General features: G+C 46.9%; 16 protein-coding genes and 1 tRNA gene. 9 read left to right on the forward strand and 8 right to left on the reverse strand.

The window, feature by feature from the left end; genetic code table 11:
* Positions 1-25 precede the first annotated feature (25 nt).
* Positions 26-1159, forward strand: coding sequence for a hypothetical protein (locus ACHKAR_RS06845; protein WP_395416716.1), 1134 nt, complete (start codon positions 26-28; stop codon positions 1157-1159).
* Positions 1160-1404: 245 nt separating this feature from the next.
* Here the strand turns inward: ACHKAR_RS06845 and ACHKAR_RS06850 are convergent.
* Positions 1405-1479, reverse strand: a tRNA-Pro gene (locus ACHKAR_RS06850).
* Positions 1480-1646: 167 nt separating this feature from the next.
* Here ACHKAR_RS06850 and ACHKAR_RS06855 point away from each other — a divergent pair.
* Positions 1647-2417 carry a TMEM175 family protein gene (locus ACHKAR_RS06855; protein ID WP_395416717.1) on the forward strand — a complete coding sequence of 257 codons (771 nt, stop codon included), beginning with the start codon at positions 1647-1649 and terminating at the stop codon, positions 2415-2417.
* A gap of 1 nt (position 2418) precedes the next feature.
* Here the strand turns inward: ACHKAR_RS06855 and ACHKAR_RS06860 are convergent, their stop codons facing one another.
* On the reverse strand, positions 2419-2961 hold the full coding sequence (locus ACHKAR_RS06860; protein ID WP_395416718.1) for a hypothetical protein: 543 nt from the start codon (positions 2959-2961) through the stop codon (positions 2419-2421).
* A 118-nt stretch (positions 2962-3079) separates the two neighbouring features.
* Between ACHKAR_RS06860 and ACHKAR_RS06865 the strand changes: the two genes are divergently transcribed.
* Positions 3080-3826, forward strand: a complete 747-nt coding sequence (locus ACHKAR_RS06865; protein WP_159585555.1) for a hypothetical protein — start codon at positions 3080-3082, stop codon at positions 3824-3826.
* Between the two features lie 3 nt (positions 3827-3829).
* On the opposite strand, the gene ACHKAR_RS06870 is transcribed toward ACHKAR_RS06865, so the two are convergent.
* Entirely contained in the window at positions 3830-5221 is a 1392-nt protein-coding gene (locus ACHKAR_RS06870) for a DUF4403 family protein (protein ID WP_395416720.1), read from the reverse strand.
* A 185-nt stretch (positions 5222-5406) separates the two neighbouring features.
* Here ACHKAR_RS06870 and ACHKAR_RS06875 point away from each other — a divergent pair, with 185 nt between their 5' ends.
* The 5 genes from ACHKAR_RS06875 to ACHKAR_RS06895 all read left to right on the forward strand — a co-directional run bounded on the left by ACHKAR_RS06875 (position 5407) and on the right by ACHKAR_RS06895 (position 10531).
* Positions 5407-6093 (forward strand): ABC transporter ATP-binding protein, encoded by a 687-nt coding sequence (locus ACHKAR_RS06875; protein WP_395416721.1) that lies wholly within the window; start codon positions 5407-5409, stop codon positions 6091-6093.
* Positions 6086-7336: an ABC transporter permease gene (locus ACHKAR_RS06880; RefSeq protein ID WP_395416723.1), complete on the forward strand. Its 1251-nt coding sequence runs from the start codon at positions 6086-6088 to the stop codon at positions 7334-7336. The genes ACHKAR_RS06875 and ACHKAR_RS06880 overlap by 8 nt, the downstream gene beginning before the upstream one ends.
* 1 nt (position 7337) lies before the next feature.
* Positions 7338-8597: an ABC transporter permease gene (locus tag ACHKAR_RS06885; RefSeq protein WP_395416724.1), complete on the forward strand. Its 1260-nt coding sequence runs from the start codon at positions 7338-7340 to the stop codon at positions 8595-8597.
* 36 nt (positions 8598-8633) lie between these two features.
* Positions 8634-9707 carry an efflux RND transporter periplasmic adaptor subunit gene (locus tag ACHKAR_RS06890; RefSeq protein ID WP_159585545.1) on the forward strand — a complete coding sequence of 358 codons (1074 nt, stop codon included), beginning with the start codon at positions 8634-8636 and terminating at the stop codon, positions 9705-9707.
* Positions 9708-9790: 83 nt separating this feature from the next.
* Positions 9791-10531, forward strand: coding sequence for a DUF6503 family protein (locus ACHKAR_RS06895; protein ID WP_395416725.1), 741 nt, complete (start codon positions 9791-9793; stop codon positions 10529-10531).
* On the opposite strand, the gene ACHKAR_RS06900 is transcribed toward ACHKAR_RS06895, so the two are convergent.
* The 5 genes from ACHKAR_RS06900 to ACHKAR_RS06920 form a co-directional block, all read right to left on the reverse strand.
* Positions 10528-11649, reverse strand: a complete 1122-nt coding sequence (locus ACHKAR_RS06900) for a prolipoprotein diacylglyceryl transferase (RefSeq protein WP_395416726.1) — start codon at positions 11647-11649, stop codon at positions 10528-10530. The genes ACHKAR_RS06895 and ACHKAR_RS06900 overlap by 4 nt on opposite strands.
* Before the next feature lie 3 nt (positions 11650-11652).
* Entirely contained in the window at positions 11653-13110 is a 1458-nt protein-coding gene (locus ACHKAR_RS06905) for a TrkH family potassium uptake protein (protein WP_159585539.1), read from the reverse strand.
* 1 nt (position 13111) lies between these two features.
* Positions 13112-14452, reverse strand: coding sequence for a Trk system potassium transporter TrkA (trkA, locus tag ACHKAR_RS06910; RefSeq protein WP_159585537.1), 1341 nt, complete (start codon positions 14450-14452; stop codon positions 13112-13114).
* Positions 14453-14604: 152 nt separating this feature from the next.
* Entirely contained in the window at positions 14605-15969 is a 1365-nt protein-coding gene (locus tag ACHKAR_RS06915; RefSeq protein WP_395416728.1) for an alanine/glycine:cation symporter family protein, read from the reverse strand.
* The gene (locus ACHKAR_RS06920) at positions 15966-16673 is read right to left on the reverse strand and encodes an arylesterase (protein WP_395416729.1); all 708 of its coding nucleotides are present in this window, start codon (positions 16671-16673) and stop codon (positions 15966-15968) included. The genes ACHKAR_RS06915 and ACHKAR_RS06920 overlap by 4 nt, the downstream gene beginning before the upstream one ends.
* 113 nt (positions 16674-16786) lie before the next feature.
* On the opposite strand from ACHKAR_RS06920, the gene ACHKAR_RS06925 reads away from it, so the two are divergent.
* Positions 16787-17452: an ABC transporter ATP-binding protein gene (locus ACHKAR_RS06925; protein ID WP_395416731.1), complete on the forward strand. Its 666-nt coding sequence runs from the start codon at positions 16787-16789 to the stop codon at positions 17450-17452.
* The last annotated feature ends 21 nt before the right edge of the window (positions 17453-17473 follow it).

Genomic DNA, 17473 nt, shown 5'->3' on the forward strand with positions numbered 1-17473 from the left:
AGGAATTTATTAGAATTACACCATAATGACGGAACTCTACAGTGATTTCATCCATAAGCTCAAGAAACTCTTTGGAAAATTTGATGAAAGCCATAAGAGGTTCGAGAAATCGAGCAATTCTGAAATTGCACGGGAGCTTGGATATAGTGATGCACAGTTTTCCAGATTGATCAACGAATCGGCCACCGCAGGGGAATATCAGCGTGCCATCCAAAGCATAGACAGGATCTTGATGGTGGTGCAACTAGAATCTGAGCTTGGACGCAAGCTGGGTGGCACCCGAGATTGGAAAAAGCACCCCGGTTGGCTTGGTGCCACCGTGCTTGTCGTACTCTTACTCATCCTGACAATCATTTGGCGACCTGGCAGCTATCAGGAGCTACCAGACTCTGAGAAGTCTCCCAGGGACAACATGCTCAAATGGACTTTCGAAACGGCATTTATCAATCCATATGTTAAACTGGATGACTTACCGGAAGACTGCAATTATCCATGCTATAAGTATCAGGGCAAATGGGAACTGAAGGAAGGATATAAAATTCCTTTTTTCAGGGAAAGAAATGGATTCCACTACTCTGCTACCGAAGTGAATATGTATGCCCGCTGTATGAGTGAGAAAGACCCCAAGGGAAAAATCATAGAAGGCTACGAATACCAAAAACATGAAATCTGGTATGACAGAAGGGAGCTTCCGATTGATTCTTTCATCAGGAAAGACCTGGCCCTCAAGGACTTTTATAAGCAACTAGACTTCAGCCTTGACAATAACTTTGTGAAAGTGGCCACAGTACATACCTTCTTTAGAAATGAATTTGAAATTGACTCACTGGTCATCCATCGTTCAGGAAAGGTGATCGGACGCGATCTCGAATTTACCGATCAGGAGGAGTTGGAAGAGCTCTTTTCTAGTAAAAACTTGATCAAAGATATTTTAAGTGAGTTAAACAGAATAGCTACCAACCGGCTGGAAGATTTTTCCAGACCAATAACCTGTGAGCCCGCACAAGTACCCTCTTCAAACATACATTTGATCAAGGATGGAGATGAAATGAGCTTCAATTGTCAACTGACCACCAGCCGACTGGCGATGAATTACACCAAGACCTTTGTCCTCAAAGATCAGTACATTAAAAACACCTGTAGGGTGAGTAGTAATTAGGAGAACACCTCCCTCCGATTTCGAACCGACCCCCCGCTGGTTCTCATCCAGGTCATAAAACACAAAAAGCCAACCTAAACAGGTTGGCTTTGCTGGTCGAGGTGACTGGATTACTCATACGCACAGCCATGCGCGCAACCCCCTCGTGAATCTACGCTGCGCTCCGATTTCGAACCAACCCCCCGCTGGTTCTCAGCCAGGCCATAAAACGCAAAAAGCCAACCTAAACAGGTTGGCTTTGCTAGTCGAGGTGACTGGATTCGAACCAGCGACCCCCACGTCCCTAACGTGGTGCGCTAACCGGGCTGCGCTACACCTCGATCTTTTGAGAGGGCCAAAATTATACAATTATTCCTCGCATTTGAATCACTGGTTTTAAAATTTGAATGAAAATCTACAATTAGACTCTAACTCCCGCGTCCTAACTCGATTATTAAGTTGATCGTCGGTGTATATCATTGGCAATATTTAGCTATTTTGAATCATCATGAGAAAACTGATGAAAGATCAGGAGGTCGGTCTGGATCCTTATTTCAGATACAGAGGAAAAAATCAAACGCGGGTAGAAGCCTTCACAGACGCTGCTTTTGCACTGGGCATCACCCTCATCGTCCTCTCAACTTCCGCTCCCAATACTTTTGAAGAGTTGTGGCTATCCATGCGCGACGTGGTCCCCTTTGGACTGTGCGTCATACTGGTAATGGTCATCTGGTACCAGCATTATATCTTTTTTCTTCGCTACGGATTGCAGGACTCACGCATCATTACCCTCAACACTTTCCTGATTTTTCTGATCCTCATTTACGTCTATCCACTCAAATTTCTCTTCAAGATCCTTTTTGATCTGTATGTCGGGCTATTCACCTCGGATCGAGAAATATTCCAACAACTTTTCACCTCCGTAATTAAACTAGAAGACACACCCACCCTCATGATGCTGTATGGATTAGGAGCAGCATGCATATTCTTTACCATCAGTCTGATGTATCGTCATGCGCTGAAAATAAGCTCTGAGCTGGAACTGGACGAATATGAAATTCACGAGACCAAAGCGGCACTCCGTACCAACCTCCTAATGGGCATCATTCCACTCCTGTCTGCGCTTATTGCCTTATCCGGCCTATTCGGAATGCACAACTTTACAGTATCGGGCTTCATTTACATGCTCTATCCACCCGTGATGATCACTCATGGAAAAATGGCTCAAAAGAGGCGGGATCAGCTCCTAAAAAAACTCAACCTTCAACCCGACAAGTAGATTATAAAACTTTGGCATCCACGAAAAAGACGCTTTTGATGGTGACTGTGATGTCATTGTTGATGGTCTTATCGGTTTTGGTAGTGGTCTTAAATGTAAACTGATCACTGGTCACATAATCCTTGAGATTGACCGATCCTTCCACGTCCATTTCGAGCGAGGTGAGTCCTTCTTCCGGAATGTTAGTTTTGGTGGCAATCACCTTTTCGCTGAGCCCGTCTGCATTGATAGAAATGGTGATTTCATTCAAAAAGTCAAAATCAGCGTCAGCCGGGGTTTTAATCTCGAGTCTCATCGACTGTAAGTTGACTTCCTCCACCTTGTCCTTCCTGGTATTGTTAGCAGAAAAGGTAGAAGAAGAATTAGAAGAAATTTCCGGTGTGCGGGCAGTAAATGGAATGGCGGTGCCCAACCCCCCACTGTAGGTGAATTCTGAGGTATAATCCATGGTGAACTGAGTGAAATCCAGTTTCTCGCACCCAAAAAACACCGTGGAAAGGAGCAAAAAAACAATAATTGATCTTATTTTTCTCTTCTTTTTCATACCATAGCAACCTATTCAGGTACATATTGTTCCTTTAATACAACATTTGATCTTCCAATTAATTGTGCGCTTTTAAACGGTCTTATCAAATAGCGTGTCTATAAAGCAAATACAACTAATGAAACCTATTCTTCTTTTGCTACTGAGTGTGATGTTTTGGAGCTGCCTGGAAAGCACTCTGGATACAACTGACAAAATCACGGATAATGCCATCAATTATCTGGGGCCGAATCATGACGTGGGAGATGTCCCCAATGATTCGTACCGGATCATAGGCATCACTCCGTCTCAAAACACCTGGAAAGTAATCGTGGAATATTCCGGAGGTTGCAACGAGCATCTTTTCTATACCTGGTGGAACGGAAATACGACGGGTGATAATGTGTCCGTCTATCTTTTTCACAATTCAAATGGAGACAATTGTGAGGCCGTAGTGAGAGATACCATCAACATCGATATCCATGCAGCATTGATCAATTCCGTAGCTCTAGAAGAAACAAGCGTTTCTGTCATCAACGCCAAGAGTCTCAAAAGAATACGGGTAGACCCGTACCTGGCCCTCCTTCCTCAGGGAACTGAATGTCTCCAGGTAGTTTCACTTCTTGGCACCTCATGTGGCGATGGTATCTGGGATAACCAATGGATGCTTTTGGCTGACACTTTTCTCACACACCAAAAGGTGTGGTTTCAGCCTGTAAAAAACAGTACCAATGTGGAAATCAGGAAACCTGAGGCTGGCAGCTATTCCATAGCGATTACACTCCTCTTTGGGTTCAAATATGACTCCTCCTCAGATGCCACTTGCCAAAGTCTGCCCGAGGGCGCCATCGTACCTGTGGCCATCAACTGCCTGGACAAACTGTAAAACTTAATCTCTGTTTTTGAAAAGCCCTTTTTTGAGGTTCAGCTGAGACCATCCTTCCAGATAAAAAATCCATTGAATGGCATCCTCTGTGAGCCGCAGCTGGTAAGAAGTCACTTCATCAAAACCAATCTGCAGATCCAGTTTCTCTGCCAGATGTGATTTGTCCAGACCTGTCATAATCAGTTCATCCAGATCTTCCAAAAAGGGCTGCATATCCATTCTCACCTGCTCGGCTACATATCGCTCCGCAAACTCGTGCACTGCCCAGTCGGTCATGGCCACCCACTCATCATCCGCATCTATCTCGTAAGCAAATCCCTCCAGCACCAGCTCCCGATCCTCATTCAGTACTGGCCGCCCCGTGGCATACACTATCCCATTCAGATCACCGGTAGTGGTCAGCTTCACCTTGAGCTTTTGACCTTCACGCATGATTTGTGCATCTGTTACCCGCACTTTGTATGCCTCATAAATAAACTCATGCTGGGCAAGTTCTCGCTTCAGAGTTTGTGAGAGTAGGTCATAAGGCAAATTGATCTCAGGGTACACCAGCAATGCCGCCCGGGTGTTGAGTGGCTCCCCTCTGCTGGTCAGCGGCACCTTTACTTCCACATCTCGTTTGATCGGCGAGATGTTGATTTTGGTACGGAACTCCACATGTACCGATAGCGTGTCCTTCTCCAGCGGCACCAGTGTGCCATTCAGGGCAACCGGGTTAGAGTACAACCACAACTCCTGAGGCCGCTTCGCTATGCGCTGGGGCTTTTGCAAATCCATCCATACTTTCTCCACAGTACCTCTGAAGTCCACCGCCTTATTCAGGGCCCCACAAATAATATCAGACAGCTGATCTTCGTGCTCCTCCAACGCCTTGTCGATGGTTCCCTCCACATTAAAGGTCATCCCCATGATGGATATTTTGGAGCTCTCCCCCAAATCAAAACCCTTGTACTCACAAGTGACATTCATATCCCAGTTCTCATCTATGCCTACAGTGGCCGATGCCTTGAGTAACCCACTGAATTTTACAGGCGCATCGGCATTGGAAAAAGTCACACCAAGTACTTTCTTACTAATGCCGGCTTCCACATCCAGAGGGATCGAGGCAAAGACTTCATTCTTCCTTATGGCCAGGTTAAGCTTCCCTTTGCGCTCCACTTTCAGAAAAAGGGTATCTCCCTTTCCTTTCAGGGGAAGGGCATCATCCAGAATGAGCTTGGGGAGCACTCGGTTCACACCATCCTCCAACTCACCCACCGGGAAATTGACCCGGAAACTCAGGTAGGAAGGCAGGGTCTGAAGGGGTGGGAGGGCCGCTTCGCTTTCCTTTTTGGTACTCCTGTCACAAGCCATCAGTGCACCTAAGAGCACCAGATACAGACAAATTTTTCTCATCCTTTGGTTTTGAAAGTGAAAAAAGAAAGAAAGGAATTCAATCACAACAATTCTCCCTCTTTTAGCGCCATTTATCTCAAAGTATCAAGCACCGTGTCACACCATTGTGACATTTATTTACATTAAAAAACACCATATTTCTTCATTTCAGCGTTAATTAGATCATTCATCCAAACCTAACCCGAATGCTGACTCTGGAAAATATCCATAAATCTTACCACTTGGGTAAGCAATCACTCCACGTCCTGAAAGGGGTGAATGTCAATGTAGAAGAAGGGGAACTGGTCTCCATTATGGGGTCTTCCGGATCTGGTAAATCCACCTTGCTCAACATCCTTGGCATCCTGGATAGCTACGATGAAGGAAGCTACACCCTGGGCGGTCACCTGATCAAAAACCTGTCTGAAGGAAAAGCCGCACAACTCAGAAATGAACTCATCGGTTTTGTCTTTCAGTCCTTCAACCTGCTCAATTTCAAAAATGCCATTGAAAATGTAGCACTGCCTCTTTACTACCAGAAAATTGGCAGAAAAAAGCGAAACAAAATTGCCGAGGGCTACCTGGAAAGAGTGGGGCTCAAAGACTGGTCTCATCACCTGCCCAACGAAATGTCCGGCGGGCAGCGGCAGCGTGTGGCGATAGCACGGGCCCTCATCACCAACCCCAAGATCATTCTGGCTGATGAACCTACCGGTGCGCTTGACAGTACTACATCACATGAAGTGATGGAAATTTTTAAGGAGGTAAATGCCAATGGCAAAACCATCCTGATCGTGACGCATGAAAATGACGTGGCAGCTGCCACCCAAAGGGTGATCATGATCAAAGACGGAACAATTCTCAGCGAAAACTACGACATGAGCCATGTTTGACCTGGATAAATGGCAGGAGATTTTTCAAACCATCGCCAAAAACAAGGTGCGCACGTTTGCTACGGCCTTTGGCGTGTTTTGGGGCATCCTCATGTTGATTCTTCTCCTTGGAGCGGGACAGGGCCTGCAAAACGGAGTGCAGCAGAGTATGCTCCTGGATGCCATCAATAGTATCTGGGTGATCCCTGCCCGCACGTCCATCTCCTACGAAGGGATGCCAGCAGGCAGACAGCACCCCTTTCAGGAGGAAGATCTGGAATCCGTCTTCACGGAAGTGTCCGGCATAGAGTTTATGTCTCCCGAAAACTGGCTCATGGGCAACTACATCGTGAAGTATAAAAACCGAGGGAGTGCCTTTGGGGTGTATGGCACCAAATCAGACTATTTTGACATCAAGGTGACCATGAAAATACAGTCTGGCCGATCCCTCAATTTGCTGGATGACAGGGAAAAAAGGAAGGTTTGCTACATCGGCAACCGGGTCGCTGAGTCCATTTTCCCGGAAGGGGTAGACCCTGTGGGTGAATACCTGGATATCAAAGGCAGTATGTTTCGGGTAGTTGGTGTTTTCAAGTTTGAAGCTTCCAACGGAATGGATCAGGCCCAGAGAATCTACGTGCCGTTTTCTACTTACCAGCAAATTTTCAACCCAGACAAGTCAGTGTCGCTTTTCGCCGTGACCACAGCACCGGGCACCATGGGCAAGCAGCTGGAAGGAGACATCCTGGAGCTCCTCAAAATAAGGCAAAGCATCCACCCGGATGACGATCAGGCTTTTTGGGTTCACAATCAGGAAGAGAATTTTCGGCAGGTTCAGAACCTCTTTAACGGAATTAAAGCCTTCATCTGGCTCGTGGGTATAGGCACGCTCACAGCAGGCATTGTGGGAGTGAGCAATATCATGATTATCGTAGTGAAAGAACGCACCAAAGAAATCGGAATTCGTAAGGCGATGGGTGCTACACCTAACTCCATTGTGGGGCTCATCCTTCAGGAGTCCATCTTTATCACTGCCGTGGCTGGGTATTTTGGATTGTTCATGGGGGTGGTGCTTTTGGAATCCGTGAACTATGCTCTGGAAGCTATGGGTGCGGATTTGGATTTTTTCACCCGCCCGGAGGTCAATTTTCGTGCAGCCATTACCTCTCTGATCATTTTAGTGGTCTCAGGGGCCCTGGCCGGCCTCTTCCCGGCGCTCAGAGCTGCACACATTAAACCCGTAGACGCCCTAAAAGACGAATAAGATGTTTGATCAGGATAAATGGGAAGAAATATGGCAAACCATTATGAAGCACAAGCTCCGTACGGCGCTCACCTCTTTTGGTGTTTTTTGGGGCATCTTCATGCTGGTACTGCTGCTGGGAGCAGGTAACGGACTGCAGAACGGTGTGATGCAAAATTTCGACATTGCCAAAAATGCCGTGTTTGTATGGACGGAAGTTACCTCGGTGCCATATGCGGGATTTCAGGCAGGCCGATCCATTGACCTCACCAACGATGATTTTAAGGCACTGCAAAATATTAAAGGGCTCCACACAGTCTCACCGAGGATTCCTCTGAACTCCCGATGGAGTGGTGGTCAGGTCACCATCAGTTATGACAACCGTGACGTCTCCTATTCGATCATGGGAGACTACCCGCAATACCTCGATATTCAGCCTCTTTGGATCACTGAAGGCCGGTTTGTCAACAAATTTGACATTGAGCAAAAAAGAAAAATCGCTGTGCTCGGGCGTCGGGTGAAGGATGATCTCTTTCAGGAACGCAGGGCACTCGGTGAACACATTAAGATCAATGGCGTACCCTTCAAGGTGGTTGGGATTTTTGACTCCCGCGCTACGGGCGAGGATGCCAGAAATGACATTCAGATTATTCACATCCCAGGTACCACTGCCCAGCAAACCTTCAATATGGGCGAGAGCATTGGGTGGTTTGGATGCATCCCTGCGGATGGTATTTCAGGGCTGGAAGCCGAGGAGATTATCAAAGCTGAGCTTCGAAAACGTCATAAAATAGCCCCAAACGATCGTCAGGCGCTCGGAAGCTTCAATGTGGAAGAAGAGTTCAAACAAATGCAGGGGCTCTTTACCGGAATAGCCGCCTTTAGCTGGCTGGTGGCCATAGGCACCATACTGGCAGGTATGATCGGTGTGGGCAATATCATGCTCATCATCGTGAAAGAACGCACCAAGGAAATAGGCATTAGAAAATCGATAGGTGCCAAACCATGGTCCATCATCAGCATGATCGTGCAGGAGGCACTGGTCATCTCTGGAGTTTCTGGTTATCTGGGCCTGGTCTTCGGCGTAGTGCTGGTAGAAGGCATTGCCTATGCCATGGCAGAATTTGGCATGCAAAGTGAGTTTTTTGTGAATCCGGAGATAGACTTCAAGGCAGCTTTTTCAGCCATCTCCGTTTTGCTGATTTCAGGGGTCATTGCCGGTCTGATACCGGGCATCAAAGCTGCCCGGGTAGATCCCGTCATTGCCTTGCGGGATGAATAATTTTTGAATAGACACTAACCAAACTTATCAACAGAAATGAAACGTTTTTTCATTGGACTTACCATCGTCATCATACTCGGGCTATTCGTGGGCACAGGGTATTTTCTCTATCAAAAATCAGAGGAACCACCGATTATCTACGAAACTGACACCCCTTTCAAAACTGACATCATCAAAAAGACCATTGCCACGGGTTCGATCGTGCCTCGAAAAGAGGTGGCCCTGAAATCGCAGGTCTCAGGGGTAGTGGAAAAGCTCTACCTGGAGGAAGGAGCCCAGGTAAAAATTGGAGATCTGGTGGCCAAGATCAAAATCATCCCCAATGTGGTAGCGCTCAACAATGCTCAGGCGCAACTGCAAACCGCCAAAATCAACTTTGATAATTCCGAGAAAGAACTCAAAAGGCAAAAAGAACTTTTTGACGAAAAAGTAATCTCAGAGTTTGATTACAATCAGTTTCTTCTGGACTTTAACCTGAGAAAACAGGAAGTAGAGGCCGCAGAAAACAATCTGGAACTGATCAAGGAAGGCTCGTCACAAAAGACCGGCAACGTCTCCAATCTGGTGCGCTCTACGGTGAATGGCATGATCCTGGACATCCCGGTGAAAGAAGGAACCTTCATCATCGAATCCAACACCTTCAATGAAGGTACAAGCATAGCCTCCGTGGCAGATATGAGCGAGATGATTTTTGAGGGAAAAGTAGACGAATCTGAAGTGGGGAAAATTAACGTAGGCATGGATCTTTCGCTATCGGTGGGGGCCATAGAAGGGGTCATTTTCAACGCCAAACTGGAGTTTATTTCCCCAAAAGGGGAAAGCGACGAGGGAGCCATTAAGTTTGATATCAAGGCAGCGGTAGATCTCAAAGAGGAATACTTTCTCCGGGCAGGATATAGTGCTACAGCAGACATCATCCTACAAAAGGCCAGTGATGTGCTCGCCATCAAAGAGAGCAATCTCATTTTCGAAGGTGACGATATCTTTGTAGAAGTGCGTACCGGCGAACAACAGTTTGAGCGGCGCCAGGTCAAAACGGGGCTTTCTGATGGTATCAATATCCAAATTGCCGAAGGGCTGACAGAAGAGGAAGTCATCAAGAAACTTTGATTCGGCTAACCTTTTCAATGTCCCGCCCCATACACTTCGCCGAAAAATGACAACAGCCAGGAGTTCTATGCGTATGGTAACACATGCGAAAAATTACCGTATGTGTTGCGCTCATCGGACTTGTGGTGAGCTGTACCAACAGAGAGCCGGATAAGGCCAATAATGTGGTATCACAGGCCGTCAAGGCCCATGGCCAGGGTCGTCTTGCCAATAGTCGTGTTTCATTCACCTTCCGTGATAAGTCGTACAGCGTCAGCAGAAGTGAAGACAGCTACGAATATACCCGGTCATTCAAAGAAGATTCGAGTTGGGTTGAGGATGTCCTGATCAATAGTACGGACTTCACTCGTAGGGTGAATGGCGAGTTGATCTCCGTGCCGGACACCATGCAGGTGAAGTACACCAGTTCGGTGAATTCTGTACTCTATTTTGTGCAATTACCTTACCTGCTCAATGACCCTGCTGTGATCAAATCCTACGAAGGCACTCAAAAGGTTCTTGGAGAAACCTACGAAGTGCTGAAAGTTACCTTCCGCCCCAGTGGTGGAGGTGAGGATTTCCAGGACGAATACCGCTACTGGTTTCATGAAAAAACCCGCCTGCTGGACTTCCTGGCCTATAACTACGAAACAGACGGTGGTGGGGTCCGGTTTAGAAAGGCCTACAATCGCTCCGAGCGAGGTGGCATCCTCTTTCAGGATTACGTAAACTACGAGGTGCCAGTAGGCACGGCTCTTCCGAAAATTCCTGCCCTCTTCGAGGCTGGAAAACTCAAAGAGCTATCCCGTATTGTCAATACAGACATTCAGGTAGAAAGTCTTTAGCTTATCTTACGGTCTTCTCCACTCATCGTTTTCTTGCTCTTCTGATGGAAGTAGATCATCATGCCTATCCCCGAAAGTACAAGCGGAATACTCAGCAATTGCCCCATGTTTAGGGTCATCCCTTCTTCAAAGGCCTCCTGGTTGAGTTTGAAGAACTCATCCACAAACCTCAATGACCATAGCAGGGTCATAAACAAAGCGAAGCTGAACCCCTGTGGCAGAACAAATCGCTTCTCTTTCCAGAGCCAGAAAAATAGCAACATCAGCAAAATACAATACCCTGCCTCATAGAGCTGAGCAGCGTGCCTGGATACGCCCAGTCCATAAATTTCAGCTACCGAGCGGTTATCTTCCTGATAAAACTTATAGGCTAGTGGCTCATCCTTTCCAAAATCAATGTGCTCCACCACATCGTCATACCTCAGCAGGGCACTTCTCAGCTGATTTTCGAAAAACACCTTGTCCTGGGCTGTAAGCTCCACTCCGCGCTGGTAAATTATTTTTGCCGTGATAGGATGTATCCCGGGGGTATTGCTCACCTTTTCACCTCCTTTCAGGAAAATCACATCCTCCACCTTTCGATCGTCATATCGCAGCACGTCCTCGGTAAATCTTGCATAGACCACACCATAGTTGGCATTGGTCATTTTTCCTTCCATCTCTGAGTTGAAAAAATTACCTGTGCGGATCATTGCTCCGGTGATGGCCACCACTATCACCAGCCTATCCAGCATCCACAGCATGGGATATTGGGGGTATTTTTTTGAAAAGAGGAAAATAGCCAGAATAATGCCAAGCGCACCACCATGACTGGCCAGACCACCTTCCCAAATTTTCAAAATCTCAATAGGGTTAGACAGGTAGAATCCCGGATTGTAAAACAAACAATGCCCAAGCCTGGCACCTACCACCACTGCTACCACCATATAGACGGTCAGCTTTTCTACATCCTTTTCAGGCCTGCCTTCCTGCTTGAAAAGCCAAAACATGATCTGCTGAGAGACGATGAATCCTCCCGCAAAGAGCAACCCATACCAGCGCACAGGGTGATCGAGAATGGGAATGACAAAAATATCAGGGTCTGAGCTCCAGATGAGAAAATTAAGGATGAATTCCATGGATTAATTTGTTTTCCAAAAATAAGGAGTGAACAGCATTAGAACGGTAAAGAGTTCCAACCTGCCTAAAAGCATCAAAAAAGCCAGCACCCACTTACCAGGTGCAGAGATAGAAGCAAAGTTATCAACCGGGCCCACATCACCAATACCCGGGCCAATATTTCCAAGGCATGTGGCTACCGAGCCTATGGCGGTATTGAAATCTGCACCCAACATACCCATAACCACAGAGCCGAGGGCAAAAATGGAAATGTAGATCATGATAAATGCCAGTATGTTATAAGTAATCTCCCGCGATACCGCCTTCCCATTGAGTCGAATAGGGATAACCGCATTGGGGTGTAGCTGGCGTTTCAGCTCCATCAGACTATTTTTAACGAGAATAATATGTCGCACGATTTTCACACCACCGGCTGTAGAGCCCGCTGAAGCTCCGAAAAACATCATCACCACAAAAAGGATAGTTATAAACGGAGTCCATGAAGTGTAATCGGCTGTGATAAATCCTGTTGTCGTAATAATGGACACCACCTGAAAAAGCGAATCCCGAATAGATTTTTCAAACGTATCATGCCCCTGGCTGAAAATCACAATACCAATGACCAGCCCGGCCACTAAGCAAAAACCGGAATAAAACCTGAACTCTTCGTTTTGAAATACCTTCCGGAATTTCTTGTGTAAAACCAGGTACGTCATGGTGAAGTTGGTGCCGGCCAGAAACATGAACAATATGATCACATACTGAATATAAGGAGACGCATAATAAGCGATGCTGGCATTTTTGGTAGAAAAGCCACCCGTAGCCATGGTGGTCAGTCCGTGGTTGATGGCGTCATAAAAAGTCATTCCGCCCACCCACAACAGCACCGTTTCGGTAAGGGTCAGCCCCAGGTAGATAAACCAGAGTCGCTTGGCCGTTTCTTTGATTCTCGGCTGCAGCTTATCAGGAGAAATCCCCGGAGCCTCCGCCACAAAGAGCTGCATACCCCCAATGCCCAAAATGGGGAGTATGGCCACCGTAAGTACGATAATCCCCATTCCCCCAATCCATTGAGTAAGGCTCCTCCAAAACAGAATCCCCTTGTGTACCGCTTCTATATCGGTAAGGATGGTCGCACCAGTAGTCGAAAACCCACTCAGGGTTTCAAAAAATGCATCGGTAAGGTTGGGAATAGAACCACTGAGGATATAGGGTAGAGACCCAAAGAAAGACATAATGAGCCATCCAAAGGTCACCACCAGATACCCATCCCGCTTTCTCAACTCTTTGTTTTTGCTGTTTTTGGTGAAAAACCACATCAAAAACCCAAAAGATGCCGTGATGGTGGCGGAAAGGATGATAGAAAAAAGATCTCCCTCCTTGTAATAGAGACTAAACGGGATACAGGAGAGCATAAACATCCCATTCAGCATCAGTAAAGTGCCTAAAATGTTGATGATGACCCGGTAGTTGAAAAGCATGCTATTTGAAGAATCCCTCTACAGTATGAATACACTCGGACCTGGACAATACCACCACCCGATCTTTAGGCTGAAAGTGAAAACTTCCGCGAACCGTATGTCCTATTCCTTTTCTGATTACGCCACCAATAATGGCCGTTTTCGGAAAGTCAATGTTTCGAAGCTCATGTTCCAGGATTTTGGAATTTGGCTGTACTTCAAATTCCAGTATTTCGGCATCCACACCGTGAATACTGGTCAGGTTGATCACCTGGCCCTTTCTGATATACCTGAAAATAAAATTCGCAGCAATGAGTTTCTTGTTGATCAGGGTATCCACGCCAATATTTTGAGAGAGATGGATATAGTCCATGTTTTCCACCGCTGCAATGGTCTTCGCTACCCCATTGTTTTTTGCCACCAGGCAGGAGATGATGTTGGTTTCGGAGTTTCCAGTCACCGCTATCACGGCATCCATCCGGTCAATCCCTTCTTCCTTAAGCAAATCAATATCCCGACCATCGCCATTGATGATCATGGTATCGGGCAGCTCGTCGGCCAGGTTGAAACACTTTTCCTTATCCTGCTCTATCAGCTTGATGTTGTATTTTTTGCTGAGTTGTTTGGCGGTATTGATTCCTACTTTACTGCCACCCAAAATCATAATGTTTTTGATCTCGATCTGCTCTTTTCCGGCCAGCGCCATCACCCGGTCTGTACCACTGGGCTCGGTAATAAAATAAGCGTGATCATTGATCTGAAATTTGTTTTCGCCGTGCGGTATGATGGTCTGATTTTCTCTCAAAATAGCCACCGTAGTGAAATTATGATCAGGATTGAGGTAGGCTGTTTCGGTAAGGGTCTTGTCCAGGAGTTCGGACTTCTCATCTACTGTGATTCCGATGAGGGAGAGCATTCCCTTCTCAAACTCGAAGGTGTCAGTAAGGGCCGATTGCTTAAGCAATCTTTTAATCTCCTTGGCTGCCAGCGATTCGGGGGAGATAATTTCGTCGATTCCAATGGTCTTCAGGTCCAGCTTTTCACGCTGATGCAAAAACTCAATATTGGAGATGCGCGCCACAGTTCGCTTGGCTCCAAGAGCCTTTCCAATGATGGCTGTGGTCAGGTTGGTCTCTTCTATGGAAGTCACCGCGATCAACAGGTCCGCCTTGGACACATTGGCCTCTTCCAGTATACTTATTGATGTACTGCTGCCTCGAATCGTGTGCACATCCAGATGATTGGAGGCATGCTCCAGAACAGCGTTATCCTGATCTATGAGTATGATGTCTTGTTCCTCATACGCCAGAAGTCTGGCAAGGTGAAACCCCAAATCCCCGGCACCAGCAATGATAATTCTCATAGCATTTCCATATAGGGTGGCAAATATAAAGTAAAGATCAGGCAGAGAAACAAACTTAGCCCCCTTATTCGTCGAGCAGTGAATAATCCACGATGACCCGGGTGCTCATACATGTCAATTGGCGGTTTTTTGATGAAGTAATCTCTCATTAGCTATCCAGAAGTCTTCACACCTGAAAAATAAACCTTAGCAGCTTTCAGTGCTTTTGGTGCTAACACAATGGTTCCTATCATAGTCGGGAATGCCATCAACCCATAGGCCACATCGATAAAAGCCACAACCCCCTGAAGGGTAGCCACGGACCCCACCAAAATCAAAAAAACATACCAGTAATTAAACAGGGAAGCATATCGCGCTCCAATCAGAAATGACAAACATTTTTGCCCATAGTACGCAAAGCCAAAGAGCGTGGTAAAAGCAAAAATCAGGACACACAGAGCCAGAATATAGGGACCCACTCCTGGCAGGCTGTCTCCAAAGGCTTTGGCAGTGAGTGATATCCCATTGAGGTCTCCGGATTTCCAGGCGCCGGTCACCAGTATGCATAGCCCCGTCATGGTACAAATCACCAGGGTATCAATGGCTGGCCCAAGCATGGCCACAAGGCCCTCCCGTACGGGCTCTTTGGTTTTGGCCGCCCCATGCATCATAGGAGCAGTACCAATACCTGCCTCGTTCGAAAAAGCCGCACGACGAGCTCCGGTGATAATGAGCGCTCCCACGGCCCCTCCCAGTACGGAGTTGGCGGTAAAAGCATCGGTAAAGATCAACCCTAATGAACTCCACACTTCTCCATAATTGACGATCAGGATGATGATGACGCTGGCCACGTACAGAAGAACCATAGAAGGCACCAGTTTGCCGGCTACACTGCCTATCCTGGTAATCCCACCAAAAATCACCAGCCCCACCAAAATGGCAATAAACACACCCAAACCCAGATCCAGATAAATGTTGTCCAGTGCAATTCCATTCGGCACAAATAAGATGTCCTTGGTGGCCTGCACGATCTGGTTGGCCTGAAAGATGGGTGTGGCCCCAAAAAAGCCAACCACGGCAAAAAAACTTGCCAGAGGCATCCACTTTTTGCCCAATCCTTCGCGGATATAATACATCGGTCCACCCTGAAGATTTCCCGCAGAATCTTTGCCCCGGTACATCACCGACAGGGTGCAGGTGAAAAACTTGGTGGCCATTCCGAAGAAAGCACTTACCCACATCCAAAAGATGGCCCCGGGACCACCCATGGCAATGGCCACTGCCACACCTGAGATATTGCCCATGCCGATAGTAGCAGCGAGAGCTCCCGACAGGGCCTGAAAGTGATTGATATCTCCGGGATCCGACGGATCGTCATATTTGCCCCTGAGCACATTGATGGCATGTCCGAAATACCTGAACGGTAAGAAGCGGGAGTAGAACATAAAAAACACCCCGCCACCCAATAATAAAATCAACAGGGGCGTACCCCAGATAAAATTGGCTGCATCCTGAAAAAAACGTTCGAGTACACTCATAGGGTCTGAAATTCTTCAAGGATTGGCCTGAGCACCCGCCAGACGTTTTCCGCTAATATCTTATGCCCTTCCACGGTGGGGTGAATCCCATCCGGTAAATTAAGCTCTGGGTTACCAGCCACCCCGTCCAAAATAAAGGGAAGTAAAGAAGCTCCCGTTTCTGAGGCTACCGCAGGAAATATTCCATTAAACCTGGTGGTATAGTCCTTTCCCAGGTTAGGAGGCACGCGCATTCCCGCCAGGAGGATTTTTATCTCCGGATTGGCCTGTTTTACTTTGTCTATAATCAATAGTAGATTCTTTTTGGTCTCCTCCAGATCGAGTCCTCGCAGACCGTCATTTGCACCCAGTTCCAGCACAAATACATCCGGAATGGTTTGCAGCACCCAATCGATCCTATTGAGCCCTCCAGAGGTCGTTTCGCCACTAAGCCCGGCGTTGATCACCTTAAACTGATATCCTAATGAATCCAGCCGATCCTGAATAAGCGCCGGAAATGCATCCTCCACATCCAGCTGATACCCGGCGGTGATGCTATTGCCAAAAAACAAAATAACCGGAACTTCTTTTTGATCTACTTTGGTATCAGCAGATTGATTTTCTACTGCAGAAGCCCCCTCATTGGTAGCGGGTTTATTCTGACTATCGCATCCGCTCATCAGCCAACCAATTATACTCAGCGTACATAATATTTTTCCTTTCATGCCTACAAAACCTCTGGTCTGATCTGCCGAAAATATTTAATATCCCCACAGCAAGCTCCGAATTTAATAAACATGATGGAAGCCAATTCGTTTTTATGAATTAAACTGCATAAATGTCAACAATACTTCAGGTAGAATCGCTCACCAAAACCTTTCAAAGTGGCCACCGCCAAATTAAAGTTCTGGATAACATCAACTTCACGATAGCGGAAGGCCAAAGCATGTCAATCGTCGGGCCTTCTGGCAGTGGAAAAACAACCCTTCTTGGTCTTTGTGCGGGCTTAGATCGCGCTACCGAAGGTCGAATACTGATCAATCAGGTATTACTGAATCAGCTTTCTGAAGACGAGCTGGCTCAGCTTAGAAATCAGCAGGTTGGTTTTATTTTCCAAAACTTCCAGCTGATACCCACCCTCACGGCTCTGGAAAATGTAATGGTGCCACTGGAGCTGAGGGGCGAAAAAAACATAATCAGTGCCTCCAAAGAACTGCTAAACAGGGTGGGTCTCAGCGACCGGCTCGATCACTATCCAAGCCAGCTATCAGGTGGGGAGCAGCAGCGTGTGGCCATTGCCCGGGCTTTTTCCAACAGGCCGAAAATATTGTTTGCCGATGAGCCTACCGGAAACCTGGACGAAGAAACGAGCCATTCGATAGAATCCCTGCTTTTCGAACTTAACCGAGAGCAGGGTACCACGCTGGTCATCGTCACCCACGATCCGGACCTGGCCCAAAAGACAGACAGCATTATCAAACTCAAAGGCGGAAAGTTGATCTGATGATGAATAACACTCAAATGA

The organism is Marinoscillum luteum (genome assembly GCF_044005705.1).
Classification (GTDB): Bacteria; Bacteroidota; Bacteroidia; order Cytophagales; family Cyclobacteriaceae; genus Marinoscillum; species Marinoscillum luteum.

What these genes read in the sequence shown, in the direction of transcription:
- ACHKAR_RS06875 (WP_395416721.1), top strand. Translation starts at nt 5,407, where the DNA reads ATGCTGACTCTGGAAAATATCCATAAATCTTACCACTTGGGTAAGCAA.
- ACHKAR_RS06845 (WP_395416716.1), top strand. Translation starts at nt 26, where the DNA reads ATGACGGAACTCTACAGTGATTTCATCCATAAGCTCAAGAAACTCTTT.
- trkA (WP_159585537.1), bottom strand. Translation starts at nt 14,452, where the DNA reads ATGAGAATTATCATTGCTGGTGCCGGGGATTTGGGGTTTCACCTTGCC.
- ACHKAR_RS06920 (WP_395416729.1), bottom strand. Translation starts at nt 16,673, where the DNA reads ATGAAAGGAAAAATATTATGTACGCTGAGTATAATTGGTTGGCTGATG.
- ACHKAR_RS06890 (WP_159585545.1), top strand. Translation starts at nt 8,634, where the DNA reads ATGAAACGTTTTTTCATTGGACTTACCATCGTCATCATACTCGGGCTA.
- ACHKAR_RS06895 (WP_395416725.1), top strand. Translation starts at nt 9,791, where the DNA reads ATGCGAAAAATTACCGTATGTGTTGCGCTCATCGGACTTGTGGTGAGC.
- ACHKAR_RS06860 (WP_395416718.1), bottom strand. Translation starts at nt 2,961, where the DNA reads ATGAAAAAGAAGAGAAAAATAAGATCAATTATTGTTTTTTTGCTCCTT.
- ACHKAR_RS06905 (WP_159585539.1), bottom strand. Translation starts at nt 13,110, where the DNA reads ATGCTTTTCAACTACCGGGTCATCATCAACATTTTAGGCACTTTACTG.
- ACHKAR_RS06855 (WP_395416717.1), top strand. Translation starts at nt 1,647, where the DNA reads ATGAGAAAACTGATGAAAGATCAGGAGGTCGGTCTGGATCCTTATTTC.
- ACHKAR_RS06900 (WP_395416726.1), bottom strand. Translation starts at nt 11,649, where the DNA reads ATGGAATTCATCCTTAATTTTCTCATCTGGAGCTCAGACCCTGATATT.
- ACHKAR_RS06870 (WP_395416720.1), bottom strand. Translation starts at nt 5,221, where the DNA reads ATGAGAAAAATTTGTCTGTATCTGGTGCTCTTAGGTGCACTGATGGCT.
- ACHKAR_RS06925 (WP_395416731.1), top strand. Translation starts at nt 16,787, where the DNA reads ATGTCAACAATACTTCAGGTAGAATCGCTCACCAAAACCTTTCAAAGT.
- ACHKAR_RS06865 (WP_159585555.1), top strand. Translation starts at nt 3,080, where the DNA reads ATGAAACCTATTCTTCTTTTGCTACTGAGTGTGATGTTTTGGAGCTGC.
- ACHKAR_RS06915 (WP_395416728.1), bottom strand. Translation starts at nt 15,969, where the DNA reads ATGAGTGTACTCGAACGTTTTTTTCAGGATGCAGCCAATTTTATCTGG.
- ACHKAR_RS06880 (WP_395416723.1), top strand. Translation starts at nt 6,086, where the DNA reads ATGTTTGACCTGGATAAATGGCAGGAGATTTTTCAAACCATCGCCAAA.
- ACHKAR_RS06885 (WP_395416724.1), top strand. Translation starts at nt 7,338, where the DNA reads ATGTTTGATCAGGATAAATGGGAAGAAATATGGCAAACCATTATGAAG.